The 23,387-nt window shown below is 71.5% G+C and carries 27 protein-coding genes; 14 read left to right on the plus strand and 13 right to left on the minus strand.

Going from position 1 to position 23,387, the window contains the following annotated elements; all coding sequences use genetic code 11:
- Window positions 1-293: 293 nt before the first annotated feature.
- The 3 genes from ACXN5W_RS26315 to ACXN5W_RS26325 all read left to right on the plus strand — a co-directional run bounded on the left by ACXN5W_RS26315 (window position 294) and on the right by ACXN5W_RS26325 (window position 3,204).
- Window positions 294-884, plus strand: coding sequence for an NADPH-dependent FMN reductase (locus ACXN5W_RS26315; protein ID WP_473161070.1), 591 nt, complete (start codon window positions 294-296; stop codon window positions 882-884).
- Between the two features lie 159 nt (window positions 885-1,043).
- Window positions 1,044-2,273: an epoxide hydrolase family protein gene (locus ACXN5W_RS26320; protein WP_473161071.1), complete on the plus strand. Its 1,230-nt coding sequence runs from the start codon at window positions 1,044-1,046 to the stop codon at window positions 2,271-2,273.
- A gap of 280 nt (window positions 2,274-2,553) precedes the next feature.
- A complete protein-coding gene (locus tag ACXN5W_RS26325; protein ID WP_473161072.1) occupies window positions 2,554-3,204 on the plus strand; it encodes a hypothetical protein in 651 nt (216 codons plus the stop codon).
- Between the two features lie 100 nt (window positions 3,205-3,304).
- Here the strand turns inward: ACXN5W_RS26325 and ACXN5W_RS26330 are convergent, their stop codons facing one another.
- From ACXN5W_RS26330 to ACXN5W_RS26345, 4 genes are all read right to left on the minus strand, one after another.
- A complete protein-coding gene (locus ACXN5W_RS26330; protein ID WP_473161073.1) occupies window positions 3,305-3,811 on the minus strand; it encodes a GNAT family N-acetyltransferase in 507 nt (168 codons plus the stop codon).
- Window positions 3,812-3,999: 188 nt separating this feature from the next.
- Entirely contained in the window at window positions 4,000-4,551 is a 552-nt protein-coding gene (locus tag ACXN5W_RS26335) for an NYN domain-containing protein (RefSeq protein WP_473161074.1), read from the minus strand.
- A gap of 223 nt (window positions 4,552-4,774) precedes the next feature.
- A complete protein-coding gene (locus ACXN5W_RS26340) occupies window positions 4,775-5,383 on the minus strand; it encodes a hypothetical protein (protein WP_473161075.1) in 609 nt (202 codons plus the stop codon).
- 9 nt (window positions 5,384-5,392) lie between these two features.
- Complete coding sequence (locus ACXN5W_RS26345) at window positions 5,393-6,148, minus strand: hypothetical protein (RefSeq protein ID WP_473161076.1); 756 nt, start codon at window positions 6,146-6,148, stop codon at window positions 5,393-5,395.
- 380 nt (window positions 6,149-6,528) lie between these two features.
- Here ACXN5W_RS26345 and ACXN5W_RS26350 point away from each other — a divergent pair, with 380 nt between their 5' ends.
- Window positions 6,529-7,332, plus strand: a complete 804-nt coding sequence (locus tag ACXN5W_RS26350; protein WP_473161077.1) for an SGNH/GDSL hydrolase family protein — start codon at window positions 6,529-6,531, stop codon at window positions 7,330-7,332.
- A gap of 33 nt (window positions 7,333-7,365) precedes the next feature.
- Here the strand turns inward: ACXN5W_RS26350 and ACXN5W_RS26355 are convergent, their stop codons facing one another.
- Window positions 7,366-8,523 (minus strand): DUF3800 domain-containing protein, encoded by a 1,158-nt coding sequence (locus ACXN5W_RS26355; RefSeq protein ID WP_473161078.1) that lies wholly within the window; start codon window positions 8,521-8,523, stop codon window positions 7,366-7,368.
- A 95-nt stretch (window positions 8,524-8,618) separates the two neighbouring features.
- Complete coding sequence (locus ACXN5W_RS26360; RefSeq protein ID WP_473161079.1) at window positions 8,619-9,467, minus strand: aldo/keto reductase; 849 nt, start codon at window positions 9,465-9,467, stop codon at window positions 8,619-8,621.
- A 227-nt stretch (window positions 9,468-9,694) separates the two neighbouring features.
- Here ACXN5W_RS26360 and ACXN5W_RS26365 point away from each other — a divergent pair, with 227 nt between their 5' ends.
- Both ACXN5W_RS26365 and ACXN5W_RS26370 read left to right on the plus strand, forming a co-directional pair.
- Window positions 9,695-10,666, plus strand: coding sequence for a Vgb family protein (locus tag ACXN5W_RS26365; protein ID WP_473161080.1), 972 nt, complete (start codon window positions 9,695-9,697; stop codon window positions 10,664-10,666).
- A gap of 325 nt (window positions 10,667-10,991) precedes the next feature.
- Window positions 10,992-11,210 (plus strand): hypothetical protein, encoded by a 219-nt coding sequence (locus ACXN5W_RS26370; RefSeq protein WP_473161081.1) that lies wholly within the window; start codon window positions 10,992-10,994, stop codon window positions 11,208-11,210.
- 1,467 nt (window positions 11,211-12,677) lie between these two features.
- Here ACXN5W_RS26370 and ACXN5W_RS26375 read toward each other — a convergent pair.
- Window positions 12,678-13,859 carry a low temperature requirement protein A gene (locus ACXN5W_RS26375; protein ID WP_473161082.1) on the minus strand — a complete coding sequence of 394 codons (1,182 nt, stop codon included), beginning with the start codon at window positions 13,857-13,859 and terminating at the stop codon, window positions 12,678-12,680.
- A 188-nt stretch (window positions 13,860-14,047) separates the two neighbouring features.
- Here ACXN5W_RS26375 and ACXN5W_RS26380 point away from each other — a divergent pair, with 188 nt between their 5' ends.
- The 3 genes from ACXN5W_RS26380 (at window position 14,048) to ACXN5W_RS26390 (ending at window position 16,647) form a co-directional block, all read left to right on the plus strand.
- Window positions 14,048-14,509, plus strand: coding sequence for a PPOX class F420-dependent oxidoreductase (locus ACXN5W_RS26380; RefSeq protein ID WP_473161083.1), 462 nt, complete (start codon window positions 14,048-14,050; stop codon window positions 14,507-14,509).
- A gap of 110 nt (window positions 14,510-14,619) precedes the next feature.
- Window positions 14,620-15,378, plus strand: coding sequence for a MerR family transcriptional regulator (locus ACXN5W_RS26385; RefSeq protein ID WP_473161084.1), 759 nt, complete (start codon window positions 14,620-14,622; stop codon window positions 15,376-15,378).
- A 159-nt stretch (window positions 15,379-15,537) separates the two neighbouring features.
- Entirely contained in the window at window positions 15,538-16,647 is a 1,110-nt protein-coding gene (locus tag ACXN5W_RS26390; RefSeq protein ID WP_473161085.1) for a hypothetical protein, read from the plus strand.
- A gap of 62 nt (window positions 16,648-16,709) precedes the next feature.
- Here ACXN5W_RS26390 and ACXN5W_RS26395 read toward each other — a convergent pair whose 3' ends face one another.
- Window positions 16,710-16,895, minus strand: coding sequence for an antitoxin (locus ACXN5W_RS26395; RefSeq protein ID WP_473161086.1), 186 nt, complete (start codon window positions 16,893-16,895; stop codon window positions 16,710-16,712).
- 352 nt (window positions 16,896-17,247) lie between these two features.
- Between ACXN5W_RS26395 and ACXN5W_RS26400 the strand changes: the two genes are divergently transcribed.
- Both ACXN5W_RS26400 and ACXN5W_RS26405 read left to right on the plus strand, forming a co-directional pair.
- The gene (locus ACXN5W_RS26400; protein WP_473161087.1) at window positions 17,248-17,646 is read left to right on the plus strand and encodes a hypothetical protein; all 399 of its coding nucleotides are present in this window, start codon (window positions 17,248-17,250) and stop codon (window positions 17,644-17,646) included.
- Window positions 17,643-17,906, plus strand: coding sequence for a hypothetical protein (locus tag ACXN5W_RS26405; RefSeq protein ID WP_473161088.1), 264 nt, complete (start codon window positions 17,643-17,645; stop codon window positions 17,904-17,906). The genes ACXN5W_RS26400 and ACXN5W_RS26405 overlap by 4 nt, the downstream gene beginning before the upstream one ends.
- Before the next feature lie 323 nt (window positions 17,907-18,229).
- Here ACXN5W_RS26405 and ACXN5W_RS26410 read toward each other — a convergent pair whose 3' ends face one another.
- Complete coding sequence (locus ACXN5W_RS26410; RefSeq protein ID WP_473161089.1) at window positions 18,230-18,967, minus strand: MIP/aquaporin family protein; 738 nt, start codon at window positions 18,965-18,967, stop codon at window positions 18,230-18,232.
- Window positions 18,968-19,278: 311 nt separating this feature from the next.
- Here ACXN5W_RS26410 and ACXN5W_RS26415 point away from each other — a divergent pair, with 311 nt between their 5' ends.
- Together ACXN5W_RS26415 and ACXN5W_RS26420 are read left to right on the plus strand one after the other, a co-directional pair.
- Window positions 19,279-19,557 carry a HesB/IscA family protein gene (locus ACXN5W_RS26415; RefSeq protein WP_473161090.1) on the plus strand — a complete coding sequence of 93 codons (279 nt, stop codon included), beginning with the start codon at window positions 19,279-19,281 and terminating at the stop codon, window positions 19,555-19,557.
- 129 nt (window positions 19,558-19,686) lie between these two features.
- Window positions 19,687-20,280: a pentapeptide repeat-containing protein gene (locus ACXN5W_RS26420; protein ID WP_473161091.1), complete on the plus strand. Its 594-nt coding sequence runs from the start codon at window positions 19,687-19,689 to the stop codon at window positions 20,278-20,280.
- Window positions 20,281-20,346: 66 nt separating this feature from the next.
- Here ACXN5W_RS26420 and ACXN5W_RS26425 read toward each other — a convergent pair whose 3' ends face one another.
- Complete coding sequence (locus ACXN5W_RS26425; RefSeq protein WP_473161092.1) at window positions 20,347-20,532, minus strand: DUF397 domain-containing protein; 186 nt, start codon at window positions 20,530-20,532, stop codon at window positions 20,347-20,349.
- A gap of 14 nt (window positions 20,533-20,546) precedes the next feature.
- On the minus strand, window positions 20,547-21,422 hold the full coding sequence (locus ACXN5W_RS26430) for a helix-turn-helix domain-containing protein (RefSeq protein ID WP_473161093.1): 876 nt from the start codon (window positions 21,420-21,422) through the stop codon (window positions 20,547-20,549).
- Between the two features lie 197 nt (window positions 21,423-21,619).
- On the opposite strand from ACXN5W_RS26430, the gene ACXN5W_RS26435 reads away from it, so the two are divergent.
- On the plus strand, window positions 21,620-21,985 hold the full coding sequence (locus tag ACXN5W_RS26435) for a hypothetical protein (protein WP_473161094.1): 366 nt from the start codon (window positions 21,620-21,622) through the stop codon (window positions 21,983-21,985).
- A gap of 68 nt (window positions 21,986-22,053) precedes the next feature.
- Here ACXN5W_RS26435 and ACXN5W_RS26440 read toward each other — a convergent pair whose 3' ends face one another.
- On the minus strand, window positions 22,054-22,575 hold the full coding sequence (locus ACXN5W_RS26440; protein ID WP_473161095.1) for a hypothetical protein: 522 nt from the start codon (window positions 22,573-22,575) through the stop codon (window positions 22,054-22,056).
- 2 nt (window positions 22,576-22,577) lie between these two features.
- Window positions 22,578-23,147 (minus strand): RNA polymerase sigma factor, encoded by a 570-nt coding sequence (locus ACXN5W_RS26445; RefSeq protein WP_473161096.1) that lies wholly within the window; start codon window positions 23,145-23,147, stop codon window positions 22,578-22,580.
- Window positions 23,148-23,387 lie beyond the last annotated feature (240 nt).

Raw genomic sequence — 23,387 nt, forward strand, 5'->3', positions numbered from 1 at the left:
CCCCCCCCCCCCCCCCCCCCCCCCCCCCCCCCCCCCCCCCCCCCCCCCCCCCCCCCCCCCCCCCCCCCCCCCCCCCCCAACACCCCCCCCCCCCCCCCCCCCCCCCCCCCCCCCCCCCCCCCCCCTCGAGCCCCCCCCCCCCCCCCGCGCCGCCCCCGGTTTCGGTTCGGTGGTCGTACCGCGGAACCGCCCCGCCGTCCCGCCGTTCGAACCCGTGCGGAGGGGGTAAGCGCCGCTCGCTTCGGAGAGCCAGCTTCGGAGAGCCATGGGGACCCGCGAAGGGGAGAGCGGTAATGATTCGAATCGGCATCATCATCGGCAGCACCCGTCCCGGCCGCAACGGGGAGGCGGTGGCCCACTGGGTACACGAGATCGCGAGCCGGCGCGACGACGCCGTTTACGAGATCGTCGACATCAAGGAATTCGAGCTGCCGCACCTCGACGAGATGACACCCCCGTCGCTCGGGCAGTACGCCCAGCCGCACACCCTGCGCTGGGCCAAGAAGATCGCCTCGTACGACGGGTACGTCTTCGTGACGCCGGAATACAACCACTCCACCTCCGGCGCGTTGAAGAACGCCATCGACTTCCTCTACGCCGAGTGGAACAACAAGGCGGCCGGATTCGTCAGCTACGGCAGCGTCGGTGGCACCCGTGCCGTGGAGCACCTGCGCCTGGTGGTGGCCGAGTTGCAGATGGCGGACGTGCGCGCGCAGGTGGCGCTGTCCCTGTTCACCGACTTCGAGAACTTCAGCGCCTTCAAACCCGACGCCCGTCAGATGGACGCGGTGAACACGATGCTCGACCAGGTGGTGGCGTGGAGCGGCGCGCTGGCGACGCTGCGGGCCGGCACCACGATGGAGACATCGCAGTCCGCCGGATAGCCCTCCGGGTCCCGGATCGGCGCCCGGGGTGGCGCGACCCGCCGGCGCGGGTGACCCGGCGCCGGATCATCCCCGGGCGGCCGGGCATGGTCGGTGAGGTGGCGGGAAGGCAGCGCAGCACGGCGTCCGGCACCCCACCAGATCGAGAAGGAGAACGGCATGGCCGTCAAGACCGAGGCTCCGACCCGTACCACCACCGACATCCGGCCGTTCCGGATCGAGGTCCCCGAGGCGGATCTTCAGGACCTGCGTACGAGGATCGCGGCCACCCGCTGGCCGGAGCCACAGACGGTCGACGACCAGTCGCAGGGCGTGCCGATCGAGACGAGCCAGGCGCTGGCCCGTTACTGGGCGAAGCAGTACGACTGGCGGAAGGTCGAGGCGCGGCTGAACGCCCTACCGAACTTCATCACCGAGATCGACGGACTCGACATCCACTTCATCCACGTCCGGTCGAAACACGAGAACGCGCTGCCGCTCATCGTCACCCACGGGTGGCCCGGCTCGGTGATCGAACAACTGAAGATCATCGGTCCGCTCACCGACCCCACGGCGCACGGCGGGTCCGCGTCGGACGCCTTCCACCTGGTGATCCCGTCCCTGCCCGGCTACGGCTTCTCCGGCCACCCGGACATGCCCGGTTGGGGCCCCGAGCAGATCGCCAGCGCCTGGACCGAGCTGATGCGGCGGCTCGACTACGACCGGTTCGTGGCGCAGGGCGGCGACTGGGGTGCGCTCGTCACCGACATGCTCGGGGTGCAGGCGCCACCGGAACTGGCCGGTATCCACACCAACATGCCCTGCGTGCTGCCGTCCGACATCGACGCGCTGCTACAGACCGGCATCACGGTGGCGAACAACCCGCTCAGCCAGTTGCCGGCCGGGCTCTCCGCCGACGAGCGGGCGGCCTGTGAGCGGATCGACTTCTTCTGGAAGCACTCCTCGTACGCCCTCATCATGACGACCCGCCCGCAGACCCTCACCGCGCTCGCGGACTCGCCCGTCGGGCTGGCGACATTCATGCTCGACCACGACGCCCGCAGTCTGGACCTGATCTGCGCGGTCTTCGCCGGGCAGCCCCGCGGTCTGACCCGGGACGACATCCTGGACAACGTCTCGCTCTACTGGCTGACGAACACGGGCGTCTCCTCGGCTCGCCTCTACGCGGAGAACAAGCTCTCGCTCTTCGCGGCCAAGGGCGTCGCCGTCCCGGCGGCGGTGAGCGTCTTCCCGGACGAACTCTTCCCGGCGCCCCGGAGCTGGGCCGAGCAGGCGTACCCGAACCTCATCCACTACAACAGGCTGGACCGGGGTGGACACTTCGCGGCCTGGGAGCAGCCGCAACTGCTCTCCGAGGAACTCCGGACGGCCTTCCGGCCGCTGCGCTGACCGGTACGCCGCCGGCTCCGGCTGCGGCCTTCACGGCTCGGACGGACGGTGTCCGGATCATCGAACGACAGCGACAGCGTGCTGCAACAGGCCCGGTCGGATGCCGATGTGGCGCGGTCCTCCGGTTCACGATCCGCGGTCCAGAACCGGACGGCGGTGAAAGGGCAGCCATCCTGCCCGGGCGCCCGCCATTCCGTGTCGGGCATGGACCCGCGACAGTGGGTAGTCCCCACGGTCGATCGCGGTAACCGGCGTCTCCGGGGGCATCTACAGTGCACGGATGACCGAGGTACCAGTCGATGATCATGCTCCGGAGTCCGCTGTGGCGGCTGGTCGGGAACCGGGGGCGGCTCCGCCGCTGGCGGAGGTCGAGATGCGGGCCGATCCGGACAACCGGGCCAGCTTCGCGAGCCTGCGGGACGGCCGCCATTTCGAGCAGGTCGTGGCGGCGAACCGGGCCTACCTGATGGCCGCGGTGCCCAACGTGATCGCGAACGAACGTGACCACTGGTCGCTGTCGTGTCTTCCGATGACCGGTTCAGGACGCCGGCTGTCGGCGCTGAACATGCGGCGGATGGAGACGTTCGTGCTGTTCCGTCCGGAGGAACCCGACGGTGACCCGGAGGACGTTTCCGGGCTGGTGGTCGTCCGCGAGTCCGTCCTGCGAGCCAAGGCCGGGACGGAACTTGAGGAGCAGTATCCGCACCTGACCTTCGACCGCAGCCGCTACCGGGACGCCGGCGAGGACCAGATGAGGATCTGGGGCTGGTACGACGACCTGATCGAGGCGCTGGCCGAGGAGCCGTTCGCCACGGCCGCCCGGGAGTTGGCCGAGTCGCTGCTGTCCGGTAGGACGAACCACGCCCGGCACCACAGCTACCAGCTCGCCGATCAGGTGCTCGGCCGTCCCACGCCGCAGCCGGCCGACTGACGGCACTCCGATCCGGGGTACCCGGCGTTTCCCGGGTTGATCGCCGAACCTGGCGAACAACCCGGCGAACGTTGCTGGACATCGCGGTACGGGCGGGTGGTCACGGCAGCGCGCGTTGCATCAGCCTGGTGTCCACCCATCGGCCGTGCTTGTGGCCGACGGCGGTGAGCCGACCCACCTCGGCGAAGCCGAGCCGGCGGTGCAGCGCCACCGACGTGTCGGTCCCGGTGTCGGCGATGACGGCCACCACCTGTCGTACGCCGGCCCGGGCGCAGCCGTCGAGCACCCCGCGGAGCAGGGCGGAGCCCAGCCCGCGACCGGTCTGGCCCGGCGCGAGATAGACGCTGTCCTCGACCGTGTGCCGGTACGCGGGTTTGGGGCGCCACGGGCCGGCGTAGGCGTAGCCGACCGGCTCGGTGCCGTGCCGGGCGACCAGGAAGGGCAGCCCTCGGGCGGTGAGGTCGGCGAAGCGGACGTGCCAGTCCGCAACGGTCGGCGCGGTCTCGTCGAAGGTGATCACGCTGGTCTCGACGTAGTGCGCGTAGATCTCGGCGACGGCGTCGAGGTCGGCCGGCGTGGCGGGGCCGATGCTGGTCTCGGGCGGCATGGCTGACCTCTCCGGGGCGGTTCGGCGGGACAGGTGGCCGGCGGGTCTGGGGACGGGGGCGACCCGGCCGGCGGGTCGGTGGGCCGGCGGGTCTGGGGACGGGGGCGACCCGGCCGGCGGGTCGGTGGGCCGGCGGGTCTGGGCGGACGGGGGCGGCGGTCGGAGGCGGTCCGCCGGGGCGGTGCCGATCAGTCCAGGAAGCGCTCGGGGTCGAAGTCGTCGACCGAGATGATCCGGACCCGGGGCAGCGTGCTGGTGAAGCAGCGGGCGTCCTCTTCCAGGTCGAAAAGGTGCAGCCCGGAGTCGGCGAGGTTGGTGAAACCGGCGTTGAAGAACTCGGGAAAACCGATCACGCCGACCCGCCGGCCGTCGCGCATGACGTTCCGGATCTGTGGCAGGAAGTCACCGTCGTGGCTGGCCAGCAGCACGTCACCGGGCCGGTCGGCGATCGCCTCCAGGGTGCGCTGGATGCCGATGTCGACGACCTTCTGCCCCGGACCGCCGGTGAGCGCGATCGGGCGGTAGTTCAGCGCCAACAGGGCCCGTACGAAGGGCGTCGGCAGCACCCCGGAGGTGGCGTTGAGAAAGAACAGCGCCCGCACCGGCTGGCCCCACTCGTCCTGGGCGAACTGGCGCAGGCGCTCCCAGCGCGGTCGCTCCTCCGGATTGGGTCGATGCTCCAGCACCTGCCCACCGAGTGTCGCGTCGATGTTCTCCCCGTCCACCAGCAAGAACGTCACAGGTGCCTGCGATCCGACCATGGTCGAACCCTAACCGAGCGGAACGAGGGCACCCACGTCAGTAGGTCGGAATGCCATCATCCGGGGGCTGGGGCTGGGGCTGGGGCTGGGGCTGGGGCTGGGGCTGGGGCTGGGGCTGGGGCTGGGGCTGGGGCTGGACGGCTGGACGGCGCGACGCGCGGTGGGCAACCGCTGGGCGTACCTCGCGATCCCGGGGTGGACGTCAGAACTTCCAGGGGGAGGTGGTGGGGAAGCCGTAGTTGCAGGACCGGAAGCCGAACCGGTTGGCACCGTCGATGAACGAGTCCCGGGCCGTCGTGAAATCGTCCAGATCCAGGTTGTACTGCGTACCGTTGCGGGCCTTCAGGTCCGCCCGCAGTTGCCGCCAGGCGCCGGTCCCGGCGGTGAAGTCGGCCCAGATCTTCCGCACCTCGGCGTTGTAGACCGGGTCCACGGACTCCGTCGGCCACGGCACGTGCGTCCAGGCCGTGTAGAACCGCTCCCGGGCGGTGAGCACCCTGGTCATCCAGTCGTACGAGATGGTGTCGATCTCGCCGGGGACGGCGGTCAGCGTGCGGGCGCAGGCGGTGTCGGCGTCCTCGACGTACCGCCATTTGAGCGCCTCCCGGCCGGGGGTGGGGCTCGGGCTCGGGACGGCGGTCGACGGGGTGGCCGAAGCTGCCGGCGGGGACGGGAACAGCTTCTGCTTCAACTCGCCGAAGCTCTGCACGCCGAGCAGGAACGCCACCAGCCCGACGATGGTGCCGACGGTTTGCAGGGTGCCCCAACCCGGGGACTGCGCATCGGGCTTCTTCCCCGCCGGCTCCGCCACCGGTCGATGCTATCCACCCGCGTCGACACCCTCGGTAGCTGGCCGGAGCCCACCCCGTGTCGGGGAATCGGCGGTGCCGGCCCGGCCGGGAACAACCGGAACGAGGTCGGTCTCGGCGAACCCGGCCAGCTCGCGGAAGTGGCCGAGTGTGTCGGGTGCGCCGTCCCGGGCCAGCGGGTCGTCCAGGTCGTCCCGGTCGTCCAGGTCGTCCCGGTCGTCCAGGTCGTCCCGGTCGTCCCGGACCAGCAGGTCGTACGCGGCGGCCGGACCGACCGGGCCGCGCAGCGCGACCACCTCACCGGTACGCAGTCGCAGGACCAGGATCCGCGCCGGCCCGGACGGTCCGGGCACCTCGTCGAACCCCTCTTGCAGGACACCGCTGATCTGGTACGCCGGTAGCGCGAGCCGACCGATCAGACGGCCCGGCGTGCCGTCGGGCCAGTTCGTGGCGGGCAGCTTGACGAGGGCCGGACCGGGCCAGGGCCGCAGTTCGTCGAGCCGGCGGGCCACCCGGGCGAGGAAGTCCAGCATCTCCGCCTCGCCGTAGCGACGACTCAGCTCGACGCTCTCCGCCGCCAGGCCGCCGTGTCGGAGGGCCTCCCGGATCGCCGAGGCGAACTCCTCGACGGGCGCGGCGAAGAACCGGCCGTCGATCAGCCCCTCGGCCATCAGCGCGGCCGATCCGTCGCCGAGATCGGGCGCCTGGTCCAGGCTGTAGAGCAGCATGTCGATGTAGCCCCGGGCGGGGTACGGAGTCTCGGTCATCGTCGTTCCCCGTTCCGGTCGTACCGATGGAAGTTGCCGCAGGGTCGGGTGACGGCTGCACCCACCTCGACGCCCCTCGGGTCTGGGGCCGGATCCGGCACCGGATCCATTGGAGCGTGCCGGCGGCGCCGTCCGACACCCCGCATCTCGCCGCCTGTGGATAACTGCCCGACCGGCGGTCGCCTGTGGACAACCGGCGACGGTACCGACCGGCGGCCGGGTGGCCTCGCCGCCCCCGGACCGCGTGGCTGCGGCCCGGGCGGCAGGCGATTCGATGCCTTTGCCGAATGGCGGAGAATTTCTGATCTTGACGCTTCCCGCAATAAAGATTTAATGATATCTATTCCGCACCATCTGCCTCACCACCCCCGGAGGTTGACGTGCGGAGAACCCGCCTCACCACCCTCGTCGCCGGTCTCGCCGCGACGATCACTGCCATCCTCGGTCTGGCCACCCCCGCCCGGGCGGCCGCCGGCGACAACTACGTCGCGCTCGGCGACTCCTACTCCTCCGGCCTCGGTGCCGACAGCTACACCTCCGAGAGCGGGAGCTGCTACCGCAGCACCAACGCCTACTCGGCGCTCTGGGCCGCCAACAACTCACCCGCCTCGTACCGCTCGGTGGCCTGCTCCGGCGCCACCACCAGCACCGTGATCAACAGCCAGCTCTCGGCGCTGTCCGCCAGCACCACGCTGGTCAGCATCACCGTCGGCGGCAACGATGTGGGCTTCTCCAACATCATGACGCAGTGCGTGCTCTACGGAACGACCGAGTGCGTGAACGCCGTCAACGCCGCCGAAAGCGCCGCCCAGACCACCCTGCCGGGCAAGCTGGACAGCGTCTACAACGGAATCCGGTCGAAGGCGCCCAACGCACGGGTGGTGGTGCTCAGCTACCCGGTGTTCTACCAGCTCAACACCGTCTGCGTCGGGCTCAGCGACACGTCCAGGTCGAAGATCAACGAAGGCATCAACATCGTGGACGGGGTGCTGTCCGCCGCGGCGTCCCGGCACGGCTTCAGGTTCGGCGACGTCCGATCGATCTTCGTCGGGCACCAGCTGTGCAGCTACGGCACCAAGTGGCTGCACGCGCTGAACTTCGCGAACCTCAATGTCTCGTACCACCCGACGGCGGCCGGCCAGTCCGGCGGCTACTACCCGGTCTTCCGCAACACCGCGGGCTGACCGACCCCCGGCCGGTCCGTCGGGCCGGTGTGATCAGGGAGTCCGGGTCACCGGAGCCGCTCTCCGGTGGCCCGGGTCCCTGGTCGTCAACGGACCGGACCGGATGTCACCGTCCGCGCCGGTGGTGGCGTCCGCGCCGGTGGTGGCGTCCGCGCCGGCCGGGCGGTCGACCGGGGGCGGCAGGCCCAGCCGCGAGCCGCTGGCCTCGTCACCCCAGATCGACGCCGGATCGAGGTACGGCCGCAGCAGCGCGGTCAGGTCCGGATCACTCCTACCGTCCAACTCGTACGTCGCCGCCTTGCGGGCCGCCCCGGCCAGGAAGTCGGCGACCTGCACCCGGGGGTCGGACTGCGAGTCCACCAGCCGCAGCTCGACCAGCCGGCCGCCGGCCAACTCGGTGAGCCGCGCGACGCGCCCGGGGGAGAGCGTGGTCTGCCGGTCGTGCACCAGCCGGACCGGCCGCCCCGGTGCCGACCAGTGCGCCACGGCGCGCAGTAGCGCCGGTACCAGCGGATCCAGCACCGACACCGCGTCCGGGTCCGGGTCCAGCCGGGCCAGCCGCGACTCGAGCCGCGGGCGGGACCGGACCAACCGGTCGAGCAACGCCTCCGCGTCGCGGTCCGGAGCCGTCGCCGCGCGCAGCGCCCCGACCAGCTCGAAGAACATCTCGGCCGAGACGTGTACGCCCCGGCGGTTGCGCGGCCGCAGCAGGTAGTTGAACGCCTCCAGCAGGGCCAACCAGGGCCGCCGCCCCAGGATGCGCGGGGCGTCCCGGTACAGCGCGGTGGCCGCCGGGCCGGTGTCGGGGAGCAGATCCGCGAGCCGGCCGACGGCGAGGTACTCCTTCTCCACCAGGTGCACCCGGGCCGTGCCGGCGATCGGGCCGGACGGGCCGAGCAGCCAGAACAGCACCGCGCGATGCTTCTCCCGGAACAGGTGGTTGGCCTTGTACTCGGTGGCCGGCGACCGGATCCGGTCCCGCAACTCGGCCAGGCAGGCCGCCGCCGCGGCGGTCCGCAGCGGGACGCTGGCGTGCGCGAACACGGTCGTCACGCCGCCGATCAGCTTCTCGCCCTCCGACCCGGACTCGTCGCAGGCGATTTCCGGTACGTCCCCTTCGATGGGGCCACCCTGCCAGCCCGACGCCGGTGCTGTCGACGCGGAATTCCCGCTCCCGCGCGCGCGGGACACGGTTCCGGCGGATGGGCGGCATCGACGCCGCCGCCTCCCGCTCCCCGAGCGCGCGGGACACGGGGAGCGGGCTCAGCCCGGCAACGTGGTCCGGCTCAGCGCGGCACGAGAGCGAAGGTGTCCGGGTTGGGGCCGGTACGACCCGACTCACCCTGGTCCAACTCGGTGATCCGGCGCATCTGCTCGTCGTCCAGCTCGAAGTCGAAGATCTTGAAGTTCTCCTCGATCCGTTCCGGCGTGCTCGACTTGGGGAACACGATGTCGCCGCGCTGCACGTGCCAGCGCAGCACCACCTGAGCCGGGGTGCGCCCGACGGTCTCGGCCACCCCGGTGATGACCGGGTCGTTCAGCACCTTGCCCTGGGCGATCGGCGACCACGCCTCGGTCGCGATGCCGTGCCGCCGGCCGTACCCGCGGACCTCGTCGTTGGTCAGGTAGGGGTGCACCTCGATCTGGTTCACCGCCGGTACCAGGTCGGTCTCGGCGGCAAGTCGCTCCAGGTGTGCCACCTGGAAGTTGGAGACCCCGACCGCGCGGGCCCGACCCTCGCGCTTGAACTCGACGAGCGTGCGCCAGGTGTCGACGAAGTCGCTGTCGCGGAGCGTGGGCAGCGGCCAGTGGATGAGAAACAGGTCGATGTGGTCGAAACCGAGCGCGTCGAGGGTGCCGTCGAACGCCTTGCGGGCGTCGTCCGGCCGGTGGGCGCCGTTGTGCAGCTTGCTGGTGACGAAGACCTCGTCACGGTCGATGCCCGAGGCGCGGATGGCCTCGCCGACCTCCCGCTCGTTGCCGTACATCTCGGCGGTGTCGATGTGCCGGTAACCGATCTCGAGTGCCCTGCGCACCGTCGTGGCGGTGTCCTTCGGGTCGATCTGGAAAACCCCGAAGCCGAGCTGGGGGATTTCGGTGCCGTCGTTCAGGGTGATGTTGGGAACCACGCTCACGGCCATCGCTCCTTCAATCGTGCGTCGTCGTGGGCCGACGCGGGAATCAACCGGCGCCCGACCCGGCCGGTGCCGCGGGTCAGGCGGACCGGGGTCATCCCGGCCATCTACCCAGAACCCCGCCGCGTACCCGTGACCTGTGCAACACCAGGGCTGGAAAAACGAATTGCGTCACCCGGAACGGATCGATCAGGGTGGACCGCTGGCCGACGAGCAGGGAGGCGCGGATGGCGACACGACGGACGGCCGACGGTGGCACCGGACCCCGCCCGGCCATCGAGGAGTTCCGGATCGGGGACACCGGATCCGGGCCGTACGGCATCACCGCCGGCCCGGACGGCGCGTTGTGGCTGACTCTCGTACACGCGGGCCGGATCGGACGTCTCGGCACCGACGGGACGTACCGGGAATTCCCGGTGGGAGAGGCGAGCCGGCCGATGGTCATCGTCGCCGGTCCGGACGGCGCCCTGTGGTTCACCCGGGGCGACCACCGGATCGGCCGGATCACCACCGACGGACAGCTCGCGGACTTCCCGGTACCCACCGGCGAGGCGGGCCCGTACGGCATCACCGTCGGCCCGGACGGGGCGCTCTGGTTCACGGAGATGAACGCGGACCGGATCGGCCGGATCACCGTCGACGGGACCGTCACCGAATTCGCCCTGCCGGTGACCGGGAGTTTCCCGTCGGGCATCGTCACCGGGCCGGACGGCGCGCTGTGGTTCACCCTCAACCAGGCCGACGCCGTCGGGCGGATGACCACGGACGGCGCCGTGACGGTCCATCCGCTGCCGACCGAGGGCGCCGGGCCGGTGGGGGTGGCCGCCGGCGCCGGCTCGGTGTGGTTCGTCGAGATCGGGGCCGGTCAACTGGGTCGGATCACGCCGGTGGCGACCGCCCGACCCGGTGGTGCCGGTGTCCCGGTCGGCGCCCCGGAACCGGCGGTGACGGTGGAGGAGTTTCCGCTGCCCGATCGCACCGCCCGGCCGCACGCGCTGGTGGTCACCGGCTCCGGCGCCTGCTGGTACACGGAGTGGGCCGGCAACCGGGTCGGCTGCCGGGAGACCGGGGGCCGCATCCGGACGTACGACCTGCCGACGACGGCGTCCGAACCGCACGGCATCGCGGAGGGTCCCGACGGCGCGCTCTGGGTCGCCCTGGAGATCGGGGCCGTCGCCCGGATCGCGCCCGGGGCCTAGCGTGTCCGGCGATTTGCCGGGCCCGGGACCTAGCGTGTCCGGCGATTTGCCGGGCCCGGGACCTAGCGTGTCCGGCGATTGCCGGGCACGCTGAACCGTCGGCTCGGAATGGCGTTCCGCCGGGTCGACCCGCGGCGGGTGCGGCGGCCGACAAATCGAGGTACGTGACTGACGGTCACTCGTGCGCAGGTGGGCAGGCGGGTCGACCTCCATCGATCGAGTGGTGAATTGGGTCGTATTTACTTACAGTTACTGGTTCACTGCTATCGGTCATGGTATGATCCAAAACTTCGTCTCTCCGCCGGGTTCCGCTAGCGTGACTGGAGTGAGGATCGAGCGGCATTGGTGGAACGGTGATTCGGCCCGGCGTTCCCGGCGCGACGTCTACGTACGTACCGACGGGCAGCTGTGGCAGGTGGAAGCGCAAATGGGTGGCGTCGAGGGCCGCTCCCGGATCCAGGAGTGCCCCAGCCGGGCCACCGCCCTTATTCTCGCGGACGCCTGGCTCGGCGGCCGTCCCGAGTGGCGCGAAGTCGCTCACTGACGGCTACCGGTAGCGCCGGTCGCACCCGATGACGCCGGGTCGGTCCGCCCGGGCCCCGCTGGCTCTGCGGCGGTCTGGCTCTGTGGCGGTCTGGCTCTGCGGCGGTCCGTGGCGGGTGCCGCTGCCGTGGTTTGTCTCTGGTCGTCACGGCCGCTGGCCTGCGCCGGCATGGAAGCGCTCCCGGCGGGACCGTACCATCGGCTGCACTCGGTGAACTGCCGGACGATGGTTGCCGTACCAGTGGATAGCACGCGGCGCGTCGCGTCGCGGCGGACCCGAGGAGGCACATCGTGGACCAGACCCCGGATCCGATTGACCGCGCACTCGGTGAGGTGCCGATGCCGTCGTACGTGACGGCCGAGGACGTCCAGCTCGCCGTCCGCGCCGTGGTGGTACACGCGGCCGAGCAGTGGCCGGCCGGTCCGCAGTGCCGCAACGACGGCGCACCGTACCCCTGCCGCCTGCACCGGTGGGGTCGGCGGGTGCTCATCGAACACGGCCTCACCGATCGCCAGGTCGACGCCGTGGAGCGGCACGGCAACCCGTTCCTGGAGCTGCCCGGCCGGGGGGCGTCAGCGACCTCGCCGGGCGGCGGGCCGGCCCGGCCGGCGACGATGGGCCGGCCGGTGACACCGCCGGGCAGACCGGGCGGCGGGACGCCTCCGGCCCGGCCGGGCGGCCACGCGACTCCGCTTCGCCCGGGTGCCCCGCAGGGTCGACCGGGGGTGCCGGCGTGGCCGGGGGGCGGGGCGCCGGGCCGACCCGGGGGTACGGGCCTGCCGGGCCGTGCTGGTGGACCGACGATGCCCGGTGCGCCGGGTCGTGGTGCTGTGCCCGCTCGTGGCGGGTTGCCCGCCGTGCCTGGTCGTGGTGCTGTGCCCGGTCGTGGTGCTGTGCCCGGCCGTGGCGGGTCGCCGGGTGCGCCGGGTCGGACCGGGAGCGCGGGTCGGCCGGGTTCGGTCGTTCCACCGGCCGCTGCGGGGCACCCGTCCCGGACCGGTGCGGTGCCTCCGCGTCCGGCGGGTCTGGGCGGGCGTCCGCCCGCCGGCTGGCCGGCCAGCCCGCCTGGGCGGCCCGGAGCCGTACCGGAGCGACCGGGTGCGGTCACCGGCCGGCCGGGTTCGGTCGCGGGTCTACCCGGCACCGGTACCGGCCGGCCGGGTTCGGTCGCCGGGCGTCCGGGGGCCGTACCAGCACGATCGGCTGGAACGGCGGGCCGACCGGGAGCCGCACAGGGACGGCCCGGGATGGTCGCCGGTCGGCCGGGAGCCGTACCCGGAGCCCCCGGTGACCCGGCGCGACCCGGATACGGCGCGGCGCCGGCAGCCGCTCGACGCCGGCCCGGAAGCACACCGCCCGGCCAGTCCGGATCGGATCGCGCGGCCAGCTGAACGGGCTGCCAGGACCGGCCCGGCGCGGGTTGTCAGGACCAGCGCGGCGCGATGGGGGCGTTCCGGTCGCCGGCGGTCAGTCCGGCGGCCGGGGCTCCTCGGGCGGTCGGCCCTTGCTGCGCAGCGTGTCGTGTGCGGCGATGGCGGCCAGCACGACGACCACGACCAGCTCGACCAGCAGCGAGCGGCTCCGTCCCATCAGCGGAGCCGCCGCGGCGAGCGCCACCAGGCCCACCACCCGGTTGGGGGACACCCGCCGGAACACCTCGTACTCGAAGCGGGCCCGGCCGATCAGGAACAGCGCCGGGCCGCCGAGCGCGATGGCGACCGTGGCGGGTCGGGAGACCTCCACCGGAAGGGTGATCAGGAAGTCGAAGCTGGCCGCCGTGGCGACCACGCCGGCCACCATGACGAGCTGGGTGAGCGGACCGGTGGCGGCGAACCGTTCCGGTCGGGAAGATCTTTTCAGGGCGGCCGCCAGCACCTCGCCGGCCCGATGCGTGTAGATCCGCCACATCAGCATGGTGATGAGGTACGCCAGCACGGCGCTCAACACCTGGAAGCGGGTGAACTCGCTCCGGCTGAGCACGACGCCCGTGATCAGCACGGCGTCCCCGAGCGCGATGATGAAGAACTGTTGGTAGCGTTCCGCCAAATGCTCCGCGATCCTGGTGAACTGACCGGACTGGGCGTTGCCCAGCCCCGGCACGGGATAGCTCAACTTGCCACCGCCGTAGTCGAGGGCCAGCGCGATCAGCCACAGCACCGCCCGCCAGTCGCCGTGGAGGAAGGCGCCGAACAGCCACGGCACTGCGCTGAGCACGAACCACAGCAGTACCCGTAGCGCCCGTTCCTGGGCGGGTTGTCCGCGTAGCAGGGGGACCAGGTACAGGCCCCGGCCCACGTGAATGGCCACGTACGCTCCGGCGAAGATCCCACCGTGCCGGCCGAAGGCGCTGGGAATGGCCGCCGCCATCAGCAGGCTGCCCCACGTCACCGAGAGGGTGAGGCCCTGCATGGCCGGCCGGCCCGGGTCGAAGGAGTTGGTGACCAGCGTGGTGATGGCCCAGACCCACCAGGTCGCCATCAACAGCACCAGGGCGTGCAGCACCCCGCCCCACGAGGTGTCCCGACCCAGATTCTCGGAGATCAGCGCGAGGCTGACCACGAACACCACGTCGAAGAAGAGTTCGAGCAGGGAAGCCCGCTGGGGTCCCTCCGGCCGTCGGCGCACGAGCCGGGGTCTGGGCCCGGTCATCGTCCGGCCCCGGTCATCGGCGGCTGGCCCCGCCCCGTCGCCGCGTACCGGCTCCCCGCACCCCCATGCCTCCCAGGCTGGCATGCTACGGGGGATCTGAGGCTTCTTTTATTGATTTATCGGGTTGTGTCGGGTTCGATCCAGACGTGGGGCAATCGATCCCGGTACCGCGCGGGCATACTCGGGGAATGCCTCGGACCATCGCCACCAACACCCGCGCCGACCGGGAAGCGCTGCTGGAGTTTCTCCGCCCCCGGCACCGGGCGCTCCTGATGACCACCCGGGCCGACGGCCGTCCGCAGGCGTCCCCGGTCGCCTGCGGGGTGGACGACGCCGGCCGGATAGTCGTCTCGACGTACCCGGACCGGGCCAAGGCCACAAACGTGCGGCGGAACCCCCGGACCTCCGCCTGCGTGCTCTCCGACGACTGGAACGGCCCGTGGGTCCAGGTCGACGGCACGGCAGAGGTGCTCGACCTGCCCGACGCGCTGGAACCGCTGGTGGAGTACTACCGGTGCATCTCCGGCGAGCATCCGGACTGGGACGAGTACCGGCAGGCCATGCGTACCCAGGGCAAGTCGCTGATCCGGCTGACCATCGAGCGCTGGGGACCGATCGCGACCGGCGGCTTCCCGGCCCGGCTGGCCTGACCCACGGCCCGACCCGATCCACGGCGCGGCCTGATCCGGCCGGGACGGGGTTCGGGCTTGACCCTCACGTAACGGAACGGTGGAGCGTGGTCACCGAAAGGGAGGGAACCATGGCCTGGACGGTGGGACGGGTGGCGCGGGCGGCCGGCGTGAGCGTGCGGACGCTGCACCACTACGACGAGATCGGGCTGCTGTCGCCCAGTTCCCGGTCGAGCGCCGGCTACCGCCGGTACGACGACGCGGACCTGGAGCGGCTCCAGCAGATCCTGTTCTATCGCGAGCTGGGGTTCCCGCTGGAGGACATCGCCAAGATCCTGGACGACCCGGACGCCGATCCGGCCGCGCACCTGCGCCGGCAGCACGCGCTGCTGACCGATCGGGTCAAGCGTCTCCAGGAGATGGTCACGGCGATCGAGTTCGCGATGGAGGCGAAGAGCATGAACATCCCGCTGACCCCGGAGGAGCGGTTCGAGGTCTTCGGGGACTTCGACCCGGACGAGCACACCGAAGAGGTGGAGCAGCGCTGGGGCGATACCGAGGCGTACCGCGAGTCAGCCCGGCGGACCAGCCGCTACACCAAGGAGGACTGGCTGCGGCACAAGGCGGAGCAGGACGACTGGAACCAGCGGTTCGTCGCCGTCATGGAGTCGGGTGCGGCCTCGCACGGCCCGGAGGCGATGGAACTGGCCGAGGAACACCGGCAGCTCATCACCCGGTGGTTCTACGAGTGCGGCTACGAGATGCACACCTGCCTGGCCGACATGTACGTCAACGATCCCCGGTTCACGGCGTACTACGAGAACATCAGGCCGGGCATGGCGGCGTACCTGAACACCGCCATCCACGCCAACGCCGTCCACCGCAGCTGAGCCGCAAGGAAGGGCCCCCTGTTATCGCTTTTCGGATAGCAGGGGGCCCTTGTTAACGCCTCCCCCCGTGGTTGAGCAGGCCGTCGTCGAGCTGGCAGCCGGCGAGACGGGCGTCGCTCGGGCGGGCGTCGCGTCGGAGGTCGGGGCTACCGTGGCGGGATGCGCTACTGGGCAGCGGTGGTCGGCGGCGGCTGCGCCGTGCTGGCCGCGATATTCTGGGCGGTCGACCTCACCACCCTGCAACCCCTGACCGAACCGCTCGGCCCCTGGCCCGAGCGGTTGGCCCAGAACAACACCTACTGGGCCCGGGACCTCAGGTTCGGGGCGATCCTGACCGTACTGATCGGTCTGGTGCTGGCCACCCGGGGCGACCGACGGGTACGACTCGGCTCGGTCCCCCTGGGCGTCGCCTGGCTGGTGGCCGACCTCTGGCTGGACCGGGCCGACGTCACCGGGGCGGTCGCCACCGTCGGACTCGCGCTGGTCGGGGTGCTGATCGTGCTGGTTGTGCTGACGGCGGCACTGCTGCGACCCGCGACCCGAAGTCGAGCGCCCCTCGTGTACTGGGCGGCGGTCGCCGCCGCCGTCACCCCGCTGGCCATGGCTACCGAATCGCCCACCGACGCTGAGCCGAAACTCGCCCCCGCCGCGTTCGTCAGCGCCGCGCTGCTGGGCGTACTCGCGATCGCGACCGCGCTCGCGGCGGCCCCGGCGGCCGGCCGGTGGCGCTGGACGGCCGCCGGCCTGGTCGGTGTCCTCACCGCTGCCGGCGTCGTGGCCGGCCGGGCGCAACCCCCGGGTCAACGACTCGGAGCCATTGTGCTGCTCGGCGCGCTGCTGCTGGGCGCGGTCGCGACGTTGGCAGACCGGCGCAGGTGGCGCGGCGAGACCGCCGGTCCGGCCGGCTCCACCGGGCGACCGGACAGCGGTCGGGTGGAGGTCGCCGTTGCGGCGGACGTTGCCGGTCCGAAGCCGGAAGCCGCCTTCGACGGGTACGAGGTCGGGACCGGCGGGCCGGACTGGGCGCGGGTCGGCCTGGCGGTGCTGGGCACCCTGATCTGCTATCCCGCCGCGCTGTACCTGCTGGTGATCGGGGCCGCGCTGGTGCCGGTCATGGCGGTACTCACCCGGGCGGCCGGCAACCTTGCGGTGAGCAGCGCCGACACGGACGTGTCGTACAGCCTCATCGGGCTGATCATCGGGCTGGCCTACGGCGCGGTTCTGCGCCGGCTCCCCGCGCCGGCCCCGGCACCGGCACCTCGCCCTTGAACATGGGTACGTGGCGCCGCACCAGAAGCCGCGGCGCCACGTACCCGGGATGGATCTGGCGGTCAGCCGCCCTGCTGGCGCTGATCGCCGGTGGCGCGTTGGGCCTGCTGTACGGCCTTGTTCACCTTCTGGTCGTACTTGCCGCCCGTGTGCCGGTTCACCTGGTCCCCGGCCTTCTGCATCCCCTGGTCGACCTTCTGCTCGTTCCGGTCGACGAAGTCCTTCGCCTTCTTCATGAACTCGCCCATCGGTCCCCCTCCCGGGTCACGTACCTGCGGCGTTCCCGGCCGGCGGGCGTCGAAACGGTTGGGCTCGGGCTGCCGGGCCGTCAACGCGGGGCCCTTCCTATCCGAAGAGTCCCGGCGCGTCGCGGCGCGACCCCGTCGCGGGTCCAGGTCGCCCTGCTCGTCCACGACGCGCCGGTGGACCGGACACGGACGTGCAACCGTGAACCGGACACGCGAGCAGGGACAGTTTGTCCGTCGCGGGTACCAGCCCCGGCCGTAGCTTGCTGTCACCCGCCGCCACCGGTGGGGTGACGGACGACGGCACTCGGAAGGGGTCGGTGAACCGGCGGTGATCGAAGGGACCGGGCGTGGGGTGAGCCAGGGCAGTGTCGATCCGCGGCTGGACGAGCGCCAGGTCCGGCGCCCGCGGTTCCGTCCCAGGGCAGGACGGCAGGGTGCCCCATGGCGGCCGGGCGGTTCGTGGTGGCGGGGCGGTTCGTGGCGGCGTGGTCCGTGGCAGGGCGGTCCCTGGCAGAACGGTCCCTGGCGACGCGGCCCGTGGCGGCGCGGCGGTCCCGGTCCGGCCGAGGTGCGGGCGTTCCTCCGCCAGGCGGCGGACGAGATCGACATGCTGCACCGGGAGGTCGCCGCCGGCCAGGCGGAGATCGAGCGTCTCCGGGTGGCGTTGCACCACTGGCAGACCTGGCAGCGTCACTGCGGCATGCCGGACCTCCAGTGGCCGATCGGGTACCCGGCGGGTGACCTTCGGTGAACTTCCCGAACTGGGTACTCCACCTGCCTACCCGGCTCACCTCGTTCGACTCGGCGGCCCGGATGGTCGAACAGCTCCGGGACTCTCTGGCGCACGTACCGGCGCTCGACTTCGCCGCCGCCACGCTCACCGAGAAGGATCGGTTGATGGTCCGGCACCTGGTCTTCTGCGACCGGCCGTTACCAGACCGGCACCGGTGTCTGCTGCGCGCCGACCACGCCGGGCCGTGCCTGCCGCTGCCCTGGCAACGGACGGGTTGACCGCCGGACGGACCTGACCGCCAGATGGGCCGACCGCCGGAGGGACCGCGGGTGCGGTCGGCGGACCCTGCGAGGTTCGGGAAACCAGGGTCACCTCCCGGGCCGCGTCTTCGTCGTGCCGGTGCTGGACACCACGGTGGTGGCGCCCGTCGGCGGCCAGGCGTTCCACTTTGGCTCGCCCAGTGCCCCGCGAACCGCCGGTGACAATCGCCGCCTGTCCGCTCGGGGTTTCCGCGGCTCTCTTCCGTCATGGGGTTAGGAAGGGCCCCTTCCTATACAAAAAGCGATAAGAAGGGGCCCTTCCTTTCAGCGGGAGCGGGATGTCAGTGGTAGCCGCTGGTCGGGCGGGGCGGGGCGGGGTTGTCCGGGTGGTGCGGGCCGTGTCGGGTCTCCGGGCCGCTCAGGATGAGCGGGGACACCAGCGCGGCGAGCAGGCCGCCCAGCAGCGGGAAGAGGATGAACACCCACAGTTGGGAAAGTGCCCTGCCGCCCTCGAAGAGCGCCGGGCCGAAGGACCGGGCCGGGTTGACCGAGGTGCCGTCCAGGGTGATGCCCACCAGCAGGACCGCGGCGAGCGCGATGCCCATCACCAGGCCCGCGAAACCCGCGTACTCGGCCCGGCTGGTGACCACCAGGACGGCCAGTACGAACAGGAAGCTCAGCACGGTCTCCAGCACCATGGTGCCGCCGAGGTTGATGTTCGTGCCGTAGGAGTTGGTGCCGAGTTGGCCGGTCTGGTCGGTCACGCCGCCCCAGCGGACCAGCGCCCAGAGGATGAAGGAGGCCACCAGCGAGCCGAGCAGTTGTGCGATCCAGTACGAGACGGCACCCACGGTGGTGATCTTGCCGCTGATCAGTACGCCCAGGGTCACCGCCGGATTGAGGTGACTGCCCGACACGGGTCCGAGGACGTAGGCGAGGACCAGCAGGATGAAACCGAAGGACAGCGCGACCACCACGGCGCCGCCCTCGACCAGCGCGGCGATGGCGCTACCCACGCCGAAGAAGACCAGCAGCAGGGTGCCGAGGAACTCGGCCGCGTACCGTTTCGGACTCTCCATGGCGGACCTCCTGGCGGTAGCCTAGGCGGAATAAGCTGGCAAAAGGGATAAAAACACCAGAAGTTCGCCGTTGTCTTCGGTCTGGCGCGGGCGCCCCGATTTGACGCGTCGACACCACGCCGGCATGGTGGGACGCGAACGGCCGTTGCCCTGCCCGCCTTTGCGACAGCGAACCATCGAGGTTCTGACAGCGAACGATCTTGCCGTGGTCCGGGCGCCGACCCGCGCCTGACCAGCCTCCCCCGTGTGCTCGCAGACGGGCCTGTCCAGGCCCGCCGGGTGACCGCGACGAGAACCCACGAGGAGAATTCATGCTGACTCTGACCGACAACGCCGTGCTGGTGATCCGCGACCTGACCGCCCAGCAGGAGGTGCCGGACGGTGCCGGGCTGCGCATCGCCACCGACGCGGATGCCGGCGCGTTGACCCTCTCGCTGGCCGAGTCGCCGGCCCAGGGGGATCAGGTGGTGGACAACTCCGGCGCCCGGATCTTCCTGGACCCCGACGCCGCGCAGCTGCTGGACGACAAGGCGCTCGACGCCGCCGTCGACGCCCAGGGCGCCGTCCGGTTCGGCCTGGCCGAGCGGTAAGGAAGGGCACCTTCTTATCGCTTTTTGTATAGGAAGGGCCCCCGCTTAACGCGCCGGGACCGGTGGCACGTCCGCCGGTCCCGGTTCCGTGCGTCGGCCCCGTCGGACGGCTGCCGTACCGTCGACCGGGTGGCAGAGCTGGTCGAGGACACGACGTTCCGTAACGACGACTGGTACGGCGAGGAGATCACCGACCGGGCGTACGTGCGGTGCGAGTTCTTCCACGTCGACCTCGGCGAGGCGATGAGCCGCGGCACCACCTTCACCGACTGCGTCTTCGGCAACGTCCGGTTCAACGCGTCCCGGCACACCGACTCGGCGTTCCTGCGCTGCCAGTTCAGGCGGTGCAACCTCTTCGAGACGGAGTTCACCGGCTGCAAACTGACCGGAAGCGCGTTCGACGGTTGCGACCTGCGCCCGTTACGGGTCACCGGTGGTGACTGGTCCTTCGTGGCCCTGCCGAACGCCGACCTGCGCGGAGTGACCATCCAGGGGGTACGGATGCGCGAAGTCGATCTGACCGGCGCGAACTGCACCGACGCCGCTCTCACCGACGTGGATCTCTCGGGTGCGACGCTGCTGCGTACCAATTTCACCGGCTGTGACCTGCGGGGCAGTGACCTCACGGCGCTCGATCCGACCACCACCACGGTCCGGGGCGCGCGGATCAACGCCGACCAGGCCGTGGTGATCGCGCAGGCGGTCGGCTTCACCGTCGGCTGATGTCACGCGGTACCCGTTGTCGGGCGCGGTACCCGGGCGTCGGGCGCCGCCCCCGACAACCGGGTGTCACCGTCGGGCGAGTCGAGCGACGAAGGCCGCCCACGGGGCGGGCCGGAAGTTCAGGACGGGTCCCTCCGGGTCCTTGCTGTCGCGCACGGCGACCAGGCCGGGCAGGTTGTCGGCGACCTCGACGCAGTCTCCGGAGGAGCCGGAGCGGGTGCTTTTGCGCCACCGCGCTTCTGACAGGTCCATGGCAGTCTCGCTTTCTATGAAATGTGTTCCCTGGCGATCTGACGCAGGCGGTCCCGGGTCTCCCGGGGCGCCAGCGCGGCGGCCGCGAGCTGTTCGAAAGCCGCGGAGTAGGCGGAGACCTCGGCGGGTCCCTCCAGATATAACGCGCCAGTGAGCGTGTCGACGTACACGAGCCTGCCCTCGGCGGCGTCCGGGTACGGATCGGGCAGGGGCGGGAAGTCCAGCATCACGAAGCTGCCGTCGAAGCCGGTGCCGGTGGAGAAGGGCAGCAGCTGGATCCGGATGCGGGTACGGGTGGACTCCCGCACCAGCCGGTCGATCTGGTCCCGCATCACCTCGGCGCCCCCGACCAGCCGGCGCACCGCGCCCTCGTCCAGGATCACCAGCAGCGTGGGATGGTCCTCGGCGGCCACGATCGCCTGTCGTTCGATGCGCAGCGCCACCTGACGCTCGATCTCGTCGTCCCGGATCGGCACCGGTGCTCCCTCGATGGCGGCCCGGGCGTAACCCTCGGTCTGTAGCAGGCCGGGCACCATCTGGCACTGGTACGACCGGATCACCGACGCCTCGGACTCCATCCCGAGGTAGGTCACGAACCAGTCCGGCAGTACGTCGCTGTACTGCTGCCACCAGCCGCGTTGCTTGGCCTGCCGGGCCACCGCGATCACGGCTTCGGCCTGACTGCCCGGCACGCCGTACAGCGCCAGCAGCGCGCGTACGTCGTTGGGGTGTGGCCTGACCTCGGCGGTCTCGATCCGGGAGAGCCAACTGGCGTCGTGGTCCACCGCCCGGGCCGCGTCGGCCGCGCTGAGTCCGGCGCGTTCGCGCAGCTGGCGCAGGGTGAGGGCGAGGCGTCGACGTTTGACCGTCGGGCTCTGGCGGAGGGCCACGTCTCAGATCTTCCCCGGGGCACCGCCGGCCACCTAGCAACCTGCGCGTGTCGCGAAGAATACGAAATGCATTACACTAATCCGCATATTGCGGATTTGTTCCGCTCATGCCACCGTGTCTGCACGGGGTGTGGCGGTGGGTGCCCTCGTGGCCCCGCCGCTACGCCCTCTGTTCCGTGGACCGTGGAGGGTGGCACATGACCGCACCGGCACCAGGCGAATGCGTGTTCGTCGGCGAGGCCGCATCGGTGCAGTTCGCTGGCGCACGGGCGATCGTGCTGCGGGTGGTGAGCGTCAGCGACGCACCGACGTACCACGGATGGGCCTGGATCACCGGCTACGTGCTGGACGATCGGGGCCTGGCCCGCGAGAAGCGGGAGGTCTACGTCCGCGTCGCCGGCCTGCGTGGGGTCGAGGTGCCGGCGGCCCGCCGGCCCGAACCGGCCGCCCGGCCGGTGGAGGCCGCGTCCCGGCGGCCCGGTTCACCGGTCCGCCGGCCCGGCGTGGGCGCGAACCCACGGGTACGGCCGGTACGGACCCGGGTCGTCGCCGGCCGCCACTGACCGGTCGGGTCCGCGGATCGATCACCCGAGCGGGTGGATCGGTCCGCGGCTCCTCGTTGACGCCCGGCTCAGCCGTGTCCGGGACCGTCCTGGTGCTGGCCCAGCAGGTCCGCCACGAGGATGTTCTCCTCGACGGCGCGCTGGCCGGCGTAGCACTTCCAGTGCAGCCCGGCGACATCCTGCCCGATGCAGCCGCCGGCGATCCTGGACTGGTCGTCCACGAAGAGGAACTTGCTACCGGTGAAGTCGGGCTCCCGCTCGACGGTCGGGGTCCGCTTCAGCTCACAGGTGAACACCACGTTGTCCGTGCTGGTGCAGGACGGGTCGGTCCCGGTGAAGACCGCCGAACCGCCGGGCATGCCGTGCTCGACGGTCGGCGAGGACAGCAGGCCCACGGCCGCCGCCGCGCCGGTGCCGACCGCCAGCACGCCGACCGAGGCCAGCGCCACCACGGCGGCCCGGGACCGCAACCGGGACCGCAGTTGGGACCGCAGCCGCCTGGGCACCGGTTCGGCCGCTATCGCGCGGGTGACGGCCCGCTCCAACTCGTCGCCGAGCGCCCGCAGTTCCAGATTGGTGTCGTGTGTCATGTTCAGGTCTCCCGGGAGTTGATGGTCAGTGTGTCGCGCAGGGTGGTGAGGCCGCGGGAGACCCGGATCCGGGCGGCGGTCGGTGAACAGTCCAGCTCCGCCGCGACCCGCTCGTACGGCTGGTCTTCCAGCACGCGCAGCTCGACGGCCCGGCGTTGCCCGTCCGGCAGTTGGGCGAGGGCCGCCGCCAGGTCGACGTCCAGCCCCACGGCCCAGGCCGGGTCGGGCACCACGGCCGTCCGGGACCACTGCATCCGCAGCCTGGCCCGAGCCTCGGCGCTGAGCCGACGGTCCCGGACCACCTTCAGCAGCAGGTGGCGCGCGATGCCGAACAACCACGGCCCGATCGTGCCGCCGCGTTCGTCGACGAACCTGTCCCGGGACTGCCAGGCCTGGGCGAAGGTCTCGGCGGTCAGGTCGAGCGCCGCCTCGCGATCGCCCGTGCGGGCCTGGAAGAAGCCGAACACCCCGGCCGCGTACCGGTCGTAGAGTTCGCGGAACGCTGCCGGATCCCGTCCAGAGGCGGCGAGGAGTTCCGCGTCGGAGTTCACCGGTCGACCGCCGGTAGGCATTCCGACTCATGCTGCTTCATCGAGGTCTCCCTTCACCTCACGGTGCCGTGACACCCTCATATGCCGGTGACCATCCCGGTTGTTTCACCGCACCCGAAGAAGATTCACGAGACACCACCCGGGTCCGTCCCGGCCGAGTCCCGACCGCGACCCGGGCCGCGGCCGGACACTGCGACCAGGCTCGCCCCGGGACGTTCGGGCGGCGGTGCCGCACGGCCGCCCGGGAGCGCGCCGCTGGCC

This window comes from Plantactinospora sp. A48 (assembly GCF_055793945.1).

Excerpts from the sequence above, each read along its gene's own strand:
- ACXN5W_RS26315 (WP_473161070.1), top strand. The coding sequence starts at position 294 with ATGATTCGAATCGGCATCATCATCGGCAGCACCCGTCCCGGCCGCAAC.
- ACXN5W_RS26320 (WP_473161071.1), top strand. The coding sequence starts at position 1,044 with ATGGCCGTCAAGACCGAGGCTCCGACCCGTACCACCACCGACATCCGG.
- ACXN5W_RS26325 (WP_473161072.1), top strand. The coding sequence starts at position 2,554 with ATGACCGAGGTACCAGTCGATGATCATGCTCCGGAGTCCGCTGTGGCG.
- ACXN5W_RS26330 (WP_473161073.1), bottom strand. The coding sequence starts at position 3,811 with ATGCCGCCCGAGACCAGCATCGGCCCCGCCACGCCGGCCGACCTCGAC.
- ACXN5W_RS26345 (WP_473161076.1), bottom strand. The coding sequence starts at position 6,148 with ATGACCGAGACTCCGTACCCCGCCCGGGGCTACATCGACATGCTGCTC.
- ACXN5W_RS26365 (WP_473161080.1), top strand. The coding sequence starts at position 9,695 with ATGGCGACACGACGGACGGCCGACGGTGGCACCGGACCCCGCCCGGCC.
- ACXN5W_RS26375 (WP_473161082.1), bottom strand. The coding sequence starts at position 13,859 with ATGACCGGGCCCAGACCCCGGCTCGTGCGCCGACGGCCGGAGGGACCC.
- ACXN5W_RS26380 (WP_473161083.1), top strand. The coding sequence starts at position 14,048 with ATGCCTCGGACCATCGCCACCAACACCCGCGCCGACCGGGAAGCGCTG.
- ACXN5W_RS26385 (WP_473161084.1), top strand. The coding sequence starts at position 14,620 with ATGGCCTGGACGGTGGGACGGGTGGCGCGGGCGGCCGGCGTGAGCGTG.
- ACXN5W_RS26390 (WP_473161085.1), top strand. The coding sequence starts at position 15,538 with ATGCGCTACTGGGCAGCGGTGGTCGGCGGCGGCTGCGCCGTGCTGGCC.
- ACXN5W_RS26395 (WP_473161086.1), bottom strand. The coding sequence starts at position 16,895 with ATGGGCGAGTTCATGAAGAAGGCGAAGGACTTCGTCGACCGGAACGAG.
- ACXN5W_RS26410 (WP_473161089.1), bottom strand. The coding sequence starts at position 18,967 with ATGGAGAGTCCGAAACGGTACGCGGCCGAGTTCCTCGGCACCCTGCTG.
- ACXN5W_RS26415 (WP_473161090.1), top strand. The coding sequence starts at position 19,279 with ATGCTGACTCTGACCGACAACGCCGTGCTGGTGATCCGCGACCTGACC.
- ACXN5W_RS26425 (WP_473161092.1), bottom strand. The coding sequence starts at position 20,532 with ATGGACCTGTCAGAAGCGCGGTGGCGCAAAAGCACCCGCTCCGGCTCC.
- ACXN5W_RS26435 (WP_473161094.1), top strand. The coding sequence starts at position 21,620 with ATGACCGCACCGGCACCAGGCGAATGCGTGTTCGTCGGCGAGGCCGCA.
- ACXN5W_RS26440 (WP_473161095.1), bottom strand. The coding sequence starts at position 22,575 with ATGACACACGACACCAATCTGGAACTGCGGGCGCTCGGCGACGAGTTG.
- ACXN5W_RS26445 (WP_473161096.1), bottom strand. The coding sequence starts at position 23,147 with ATGCCTACCGGCGGTCGACCGGTGAACTCCGACGCGGAACTCCTCGCC.